The organism is Affinundibacterium seohonense, from assembly GCF_014284305.1.
GTDB classification, from domain to species: Bacteria; Pseudomonadota; Gammaproteobacteria; order Burkholderiales; family Burkholderiaceae_D; genus Undibacterium; species Undibacterium seohonense.
This window is the reverse complement of sequence record NZ_JACOFW010000008.1, coordinates 148,874-155,155: the sequence shown is the minus strand read 5'-3', so window position 1 is coordinate 155,155 and position 6,282 is coordinate 148,874. Positions and strand designations below refer to the sequence as shown.

The window sequence follows — 6,282 nt, the reverse complement described above, 5'->3', positions numbered from 1 at the left end:
AGTAAAGCGCTTGAGTACGTTCACGGATGAAGTCGAAGGAGATGTGACGATCAATTAAACGAAGCAGGTGGTCTTTCGGAACCAGTTGTTCCAAGGTGACCATTTCTAATTCGTGTTGGAAAGGTGTGGGTGTTTTTAGCATGCCGCTATTAAACCAAAAGGCCTCGCACTTGGCGAGGCCTTTTGGGGTTTGTCAGCAGTCTGACCCGCCAAATGCGGGTTTTTTTATTGTCTATCTGCCTGCTTAACCGCAAGCCCCAACATATCCGCAAGAAACACAGCGCGAACAGCCGTCGATTTTCTGTAACGCATAAGCGCCGCAATCAGGGCATTTTTTACCTGTTGCGGTATAGGTCATCGGCGCTGATTCGGGATCATAAGCCAAATCATCCATGCCATAGGCGAGCTGCTTATTTTTGAATTTTTCAGCGAGCACGACGATTGGTACCTGATTGCCCCCTGCGTCTAAGAAGCCACGTTTCATGAGTATCCGCTGTAGAGAATAGCCAATCGCCGCCACTTCTGATTCATGAAACAGAGGAGCTTGTGAGCCATCGTCTTTGGTGATCATGCCACAACGTACTGTGCCTTTATCCCAGACAACTTCACGCATATCAGCGAGTGCTTTGGCGATGGATCCGCCTGAGCGTGCTGCCATCGAAAGCAAGCGCATACTGGCGGATATCCATTGCTGGCCGTCGTTCTTTTGACCGGCCGGCATAAAGAATTCAAACGGACGTTCTATGGTTGCTAACTCGCCGCCAACTATGCCTTGGATGTGAATGAAACTGACTGTCAGATACACAGTTTTTTTACCTTCATAGGTCATGTACTGAACTTTGGATGTCACTGATTCGAGATCTCCAAATGGGCGACCATCAAATTGTTTGCGCAGTAAATCGTCATCTGGCACAGCTTTCACAGCGGGCGCTGCGGTTTCAGTGCTGACAGACAATACGCTGCCAAGAATATTGTTAGGACGATAGGTAGCCAGTCCTTTTAGTCCTGCGCGCCAGGCATCCATATATAAATTTTGGAAATCCGCATACGGATAATCTGCCGGTACGTTGACGGTCTTGGAAATGGCAGAATCGACATAAGGTTGTACCGCTTGCAGCATCAACATATGGTCATTCGCGGACATATTTAGGGCCGTGACAAAGGCGGGCGGTAATTTGCTATCGTCTGATACGTCATTACCCAAATGGCGATACAGGCGCCAGGCGTGATCTGCGACTTCATATATTTTACTATCGCCTACTGCCATGCGTTTTTTACGGTTGTAGACCCAGGAAAACGCAGGTTCGATACCATTCGAGGCATTGTCGGCAAAAGCTAAAGTGATCGTGCCAGTCGGGGCAATTGAGAGTAAATGCGAGTTACGCAAACCATGTTGGGCGATTTGTTGACGTAAATTATCCGGCAGACGTTTTGCAAATGCGCCTTGCAAATATTGTTCATGATCGAATAGAGGAAATGCGCCTTTTTCTTTTGCGAGTTCGACTGAGGTTTGATACGAGGTATTACGCATCGCTTCGGCAACCTGAGTTGCAAATGCGCGTCCTTCAGCAGAATCGTAACGTAAGCCCAGCATGACTAATACGCTGCCTAAACCTAAGAAGCCCAAGCCGACACGGCGCTTCGACATAGCTTCATCTTGTTGCTGCTGCAGCGGCCAAGCGGTGGCATCGAGCACATTGTCCAACATGCGAGTAGCGACACTAACCACAGCTTGAAATGCTTCGAAGTCGAAACTGGCTTGTTCAGTAAATGCAGACTTAGCAAAGCGCGTTAAATTGATAGAGCCGAGACAGCAGCAACCGTAGTCAGGTAAGGGCTGTTCGCCGCAAGGATTGGTGGCTTCGATCGTTTCGCAATAGTGCAAATTGTTTTCCGCGTTGATGCGGGATAAAAACAGGATGCCAGGCTCAGCGTGGTCGTAGGTCGATTTCATGACCTCATCCCACAGATCGCGCGCTTTCACGGTCTGGTATACCCATAGGCCATGTTCATTTTGATACGCGCCGTTTTGTTTTTTGTCGTCGCTAGGTTCCGCTTTGTGAGCCAATAGAAAATCACCATCACTGGCAACTGCGTTCATAAACGCGTCAGTCACACCTATAGAAATATTAAAATTAGTGAGGCCACCTTGGTCCTTAGCGTGGATAAATTCCAAAATGTCAGGGTGATCACAGCGTAATACGCCCATCTGCGCACCGCGACGTGCTCCAGCCGATTCAACAGTCGAGCATGAGGCATTAAACACCTGCATAAACGAGACTGGGCCAGAAGCGCGAGATCGTGTGCCTCTCACCAAAGCATCTTTGGGACGTATCGTGGAAAAATCGTAACCGACACCGCCACCGCGACGCATCGTTTCCGCTGCATCTGACAAGGCGGTGTAGATACCCGGCTTACCATCGGTGGTGCTGGAGACTGAGTCGCCGACAGGTTGTACAAAACAGTTGATCAAGGTCGCGTGTAAATCCATACCAGCGGCGGAATTAATCCTGCCTGCTGGTACGAAGCCGTTTTTCTGCGCCCACAGGAATTTTTCTTCATAGTAGGCTTGGAAGTCTGGCGCTTCTACGCTGGATAGGGCTTTGGCGACACGCCCTTGCACGTCGTGGATGGTTGCTTCTTCGCCTTTGGCGTATTTTTCCAAAAGGACATCGAGGGAAATTTCTTGTGGTGACATATCAGTCAATCCTAGGATTTTGTCGTTGGCATTCATGCTTTATTTTTCGTGGAAGGAGATCAGAGAGTGATGCTTTGCAGCAGAAATTAACGCCCCATTATAGACCTCTGTGCAGCTTTTTCCTTGACTCTTCTCAATTAGAAATAAATGGTTTTTAAGTAACTTTTTTTACTATTGAGGCTACTCCTATTGCGCATTTATGTCGAAAAAGGCGCTGGGTTTATCGGTATTTTTCGAGACACTTTGAAAAATGTAGGGTTTATTGATTTAAGTTAAGGGTTTCGACCCTATGAGTAAGTCGACTTTGATTTACATAAGAATGATTCTCGTTTATAGTTTTGTCTTGAAACAAGTTTCCTAATTGATCGCGACCCAGATTAGCGCTATGAACTCCATAAATATTGATATGGCAACGCCAGCGAATTTCACTCAGCCTGCACCAGCAGCTTCGCAGTATTCGCCATCGCTGAGTATTTCCGCTGAGGTGAAAAAGCTAGCGGATATTGCGATCGGAGAAAAATGTGTGGTGCGTCAATTGGTCGCGCCGTCTGGAATGCCAGAGTGGCTGACACAATTGGAAGATATCGGCTTTATTGCAGGGGAGCCAGTCACCCTGATGGCCCGAGGCGCGTTTGGCGGTGATCCTTTGGTGGTTCGAATCGGTCTTTCTACTTTTGCTTTACGCAAAGCCGAAGCGGCTTGCGTGTTGGTCGATGTGCTGGAGGATTCTTCCATGAACAAGGTTGCTGCATGAAACAAGTGAAACCCGCAGTCGTACACTTTCATGCTAGTGGTCCCTTAGTCGCCTTAGTTGGTAATCCGAATTGCGGTAAAACAGCCTTATTCAATCTACTTACCGATAGCAAACAAAAAGTCGCCAACTACGCTGGCGTCACGGTAGAGCGCAAAGAAGGGCGTTTTCACACTGCTGCGGGTAAAAGCTTGCGCGTGCTGGATTTGCCCGGCACATACAGTTTGCATCCACGCTCTCCTGACGAACGAGTCACGCATGATGTCTTGTACGGTAATGCTGTGGGCGAAAAGCGTCCTGATTACGTGGTGTGTGTGGTGGATGCCACCAATTTACGGCGCGGCTTGCGCTTAGTCATCGCGGTGCAGCGTCTTGGTATCCCGTGCATGGTTGCGCTAAATATGACGGATATGGCGGAACAGCGCGGTTTGCATATTGATGAGCAGGCATTGGCGCGTGAGCTGGGAATTCCGGTGGTGCGCACGGTAGGCGTCAAGCAAGGTGGCGATAGCGCTTTGAAAGCCATGCTGGATGATATTGAAATTTTAAATCAAACATCGAATAGTCATGCACATCTGGATGACAGTGATCCTGCCATCCAATCACATACCGATCTCGATCACGAGCGTATACGTCAGATTTTGGCGAAACTGGGCTTGGATGAAATCGTCCCGCACAACGTCAGTGACAAGATTGATCGTGTCGTGCTGCATCCCGTGCTTGGGCCAACACTTTTAGCCATTATTTTATTTTTAGTTTTTCAAGCCGTGTTCGCTTGGGCGACGGTACCTATGGATTTGATCAAAGAGGGTACGGAATGGCTGGGCGCAAGCGTTTCTAATTTGCTGCCCGAAGGTTGGGTACAAAGTTTGATCGTCAACGGCATTATTGCGGGGGCGGGTGGCGTGATCGTATTCTTGCCACAAATTCTGATTTTGTTCTTCTTCATCTTGATATTAGAAGAGTCTGGCTACTTGCCACGAGCCGCCTTCTTGTTGGATCGTCTGATGGGTGGTGTTGGTTTGTCGGGACGTTCTTTTATTCCTTTGTTATCTAGTTTCGCTTGTGCGATTCCAGGTATTATGGCTGCACGCACAATTGCCAATCCACGTGATCGCATGGTGACAATTATGATCGCGCCTTTGATGACTTGTTCAGCTCGTTTGCCGGTGTACGCCTTGTTGATTGGTGCCTTCATTCCGCAGCGCGATGTTTGGGGCGTTTTTGAATTGCAAGGATTGGTTTTGTTCGCTCTGTATGGCGCTGGCATTCTCGGTGCATTGGGGGTTGCTTGGGTCTTGAAACGATTTACGGCGCAAAGCCAGATTCGTACCTTAATGATGGAATTGCCGAGCTATCACTTACCCACGATTCGTAATGTATTGATCGGTTTGAAACAACGTGTGGTGATTTTTATGAGTCGCGTTGGTGGCATCATTTTGGTGTTGACGATCGCCTTATGGTTTCTTGCCAGTTATCCTGGCGCACCCGCTGGTGCAACAGGAATGCCGATTGAATATAGTTTTGCTGGCTACATCGGTAAAGCATTGGCAGTGGTGTTTGAGCCTATTGGTTTTAACTGGCAAATCAGTATTGCTTTAGTGCCGGGTATGGCAGCACGTGAAGTGGCAGTTAGCTCGCTAGGAACCGTGTATGCTTTGGCAGCGGCGGGCAGCGATACGGCTGAGGCACTGGCGCCTTTAATTGCACAACAGTGGAGTATCGCAACCGCTTTGTCACTATTGGCGTGGTATGTTTTTGCGCCACAATGTTTGTCGACGATAGCGACCGTCAAGCGCGAGACTGGCGGTTGGAAAATGCCTATGATCATGCTGGGCTATCTATTTGCACTCGCTTATCTGGCATCGTTCATTACCTACCGAATCGCACTCGCTTGTGGCTTGGGCTAACTAAGATCAGAGCGGCATCAATTTAAACAAGCTGGGCGAGATTTTCTAAAATGTCCGTCCAGCCTTGGACCACACTGGCTTCATAATCTGTCCAGACGCCTTCGTGCACAAGCTGTAAAACACAGCCAGACTCGGATCTGCTAATGTTGAGTGTGACGTAGGTGGCAGGAAAAGGATTGCCACCAAAACTAAAGCGCAGGTGCTGCGGTCTATCGATCTCTAAATACTCGCCAACATGTTCTACATCGACACCGTCTCTGGTCTCGATAATACAAAATCTGCCGCCAATGCGTGCATCGATTTCTACGGTCTTCATAACGCCAGTCGGCGTTGCAAATAAAAAATTTCCTGCTTTTTGCGGATCTAGCCAAGCATCAAAAACCGCTTCGGCAGAGGTTGTAAATTCACGTGATACCTTCACGATGACTGTGGCTTGGAGCATCTTGATCCCCTTTTTTTCTCTCAGCGGGCGCTGGTTCGATTCCCGCCGACTCAATAAAAAAAGCCATCCAATAGGAATTGGATAGCTTTTTTTAATCTTGGTGGAGTCGGCGGGAATCGAACCCGCGTCCAAGAGCACTCTACAGACAGTTCTACATACTTAGTGCTGTTATTTAATTTAACCCTGACGACGCGAACGCACACGCTGCGGCAAGACGAGTTACCTATTATTTAGTTCCAAGCTAAGTAACCCAACTTGAAACGATTCCCTATAAATGACTCTAAGCTGTTACCAGCCCGCCCTAGGGAAGAAGCGGTTAAGAGCTAGCGAGCAATTAAGCTGCTAATGCGTACGAGTTATCGTTTGCAGTTATATATTTCAGATTGTATTTACGAGGTAGTCTGGCCTCGGTATGCCCTGCGCTGCTTTGCAACCCCTGTCGAAACCAGGTCGACCCCAAAGCGGTACTAAGTATACTCTA

The 6,282-nt window shown here is 48.4% G+C and carries 4 protein-coding genes, 1 other RNA gene and 1 pseudogene; 2 read left to right on the top strand and 4 right to left on the bottom strand.

What is annotated here, in order from left to right:
• Together H8K52_RS09675 and H8K52_RS09670 are read right to left on the bottom strand one after the other, a co-directional pair.
• Positions 1-142, bottom strand: a pseudogene (locus tag H8K52_RS09675) (IS5/IS1182 family transposase); the annotation flags it as partial.
• Between the two features lie 102 nt (positions 143-244).
• Positions 245-2,734 carry an adenosylcobalamin-dependent ribonucleoside-diphosphate reductase gene (locus H8K52_RS09670; protein ID WP_186922683.1) on the bottom strand — a complete coding sequence of 830 codons (2,490 nt, stop codon included), beginning with the start codon at positions 2,732-2,734 and terminating at the stop codon, positions 245-247.
• A gap of 349 nt (positions 2,735-3,083) precedes the next feature.
• Between H8K52_RS09670 and H8K52_RS09665 the strand changes: the two genes are divergently transcribed.
• Together H8K52_RS09665 and feoB are read left to right on the top strand one after the other, a co-directional pair.
• The gene (locus H8K52_RS09665; protein ID WP_246464422.1) at positions 3,084-3,452 is read left to right on the top strand and encodes a FeoA family protein; all 369 of its coding nucleotides are present in this window, start codon (positions 3,084-3,086) and stop codon (positions 3,450-3,452) included.
• Positions 3,449-5,359: a ferrous iron transporter B gene (feoB, locus tag H8K52_RS09660; RefSeq protein ID WP_186922682.1), complete on the top strand. Its 1,911-nt coding sequence runs from the start codon at positions 3,449-3,451 to the stop codon at positions 5,357-5,359. The genes H8K52_RS09665 and feoB overlap by 4 nt, the downstream gene beginning before the upstream one ends.
• Before the next feature lie 22 nt (positions 5,360-5,381).
• Here the strand turns inward: feoB and H8K52_RS09655 are convergent, their stop codons facing one another.
• A complete protein-coding gene (locus H8K52_RS09655; RefSeq protein WP_186922681.1) occupies positions 5,382-5,801 on the bottom strand; it encodes an SRPBCC family protein in 420 nt (139 codons plus the stop codon).
• Positions 5,802-5,899: 98 nt separating this feature from the next.
• Positions 5,900-6,259, bottom strand: a transfer-messenger RNA (tmRNA) gene (gene ssrA / locus H8K52_RS09650).
• Positions 6,260-6,282: the final 23 nt, after the last annotated feature.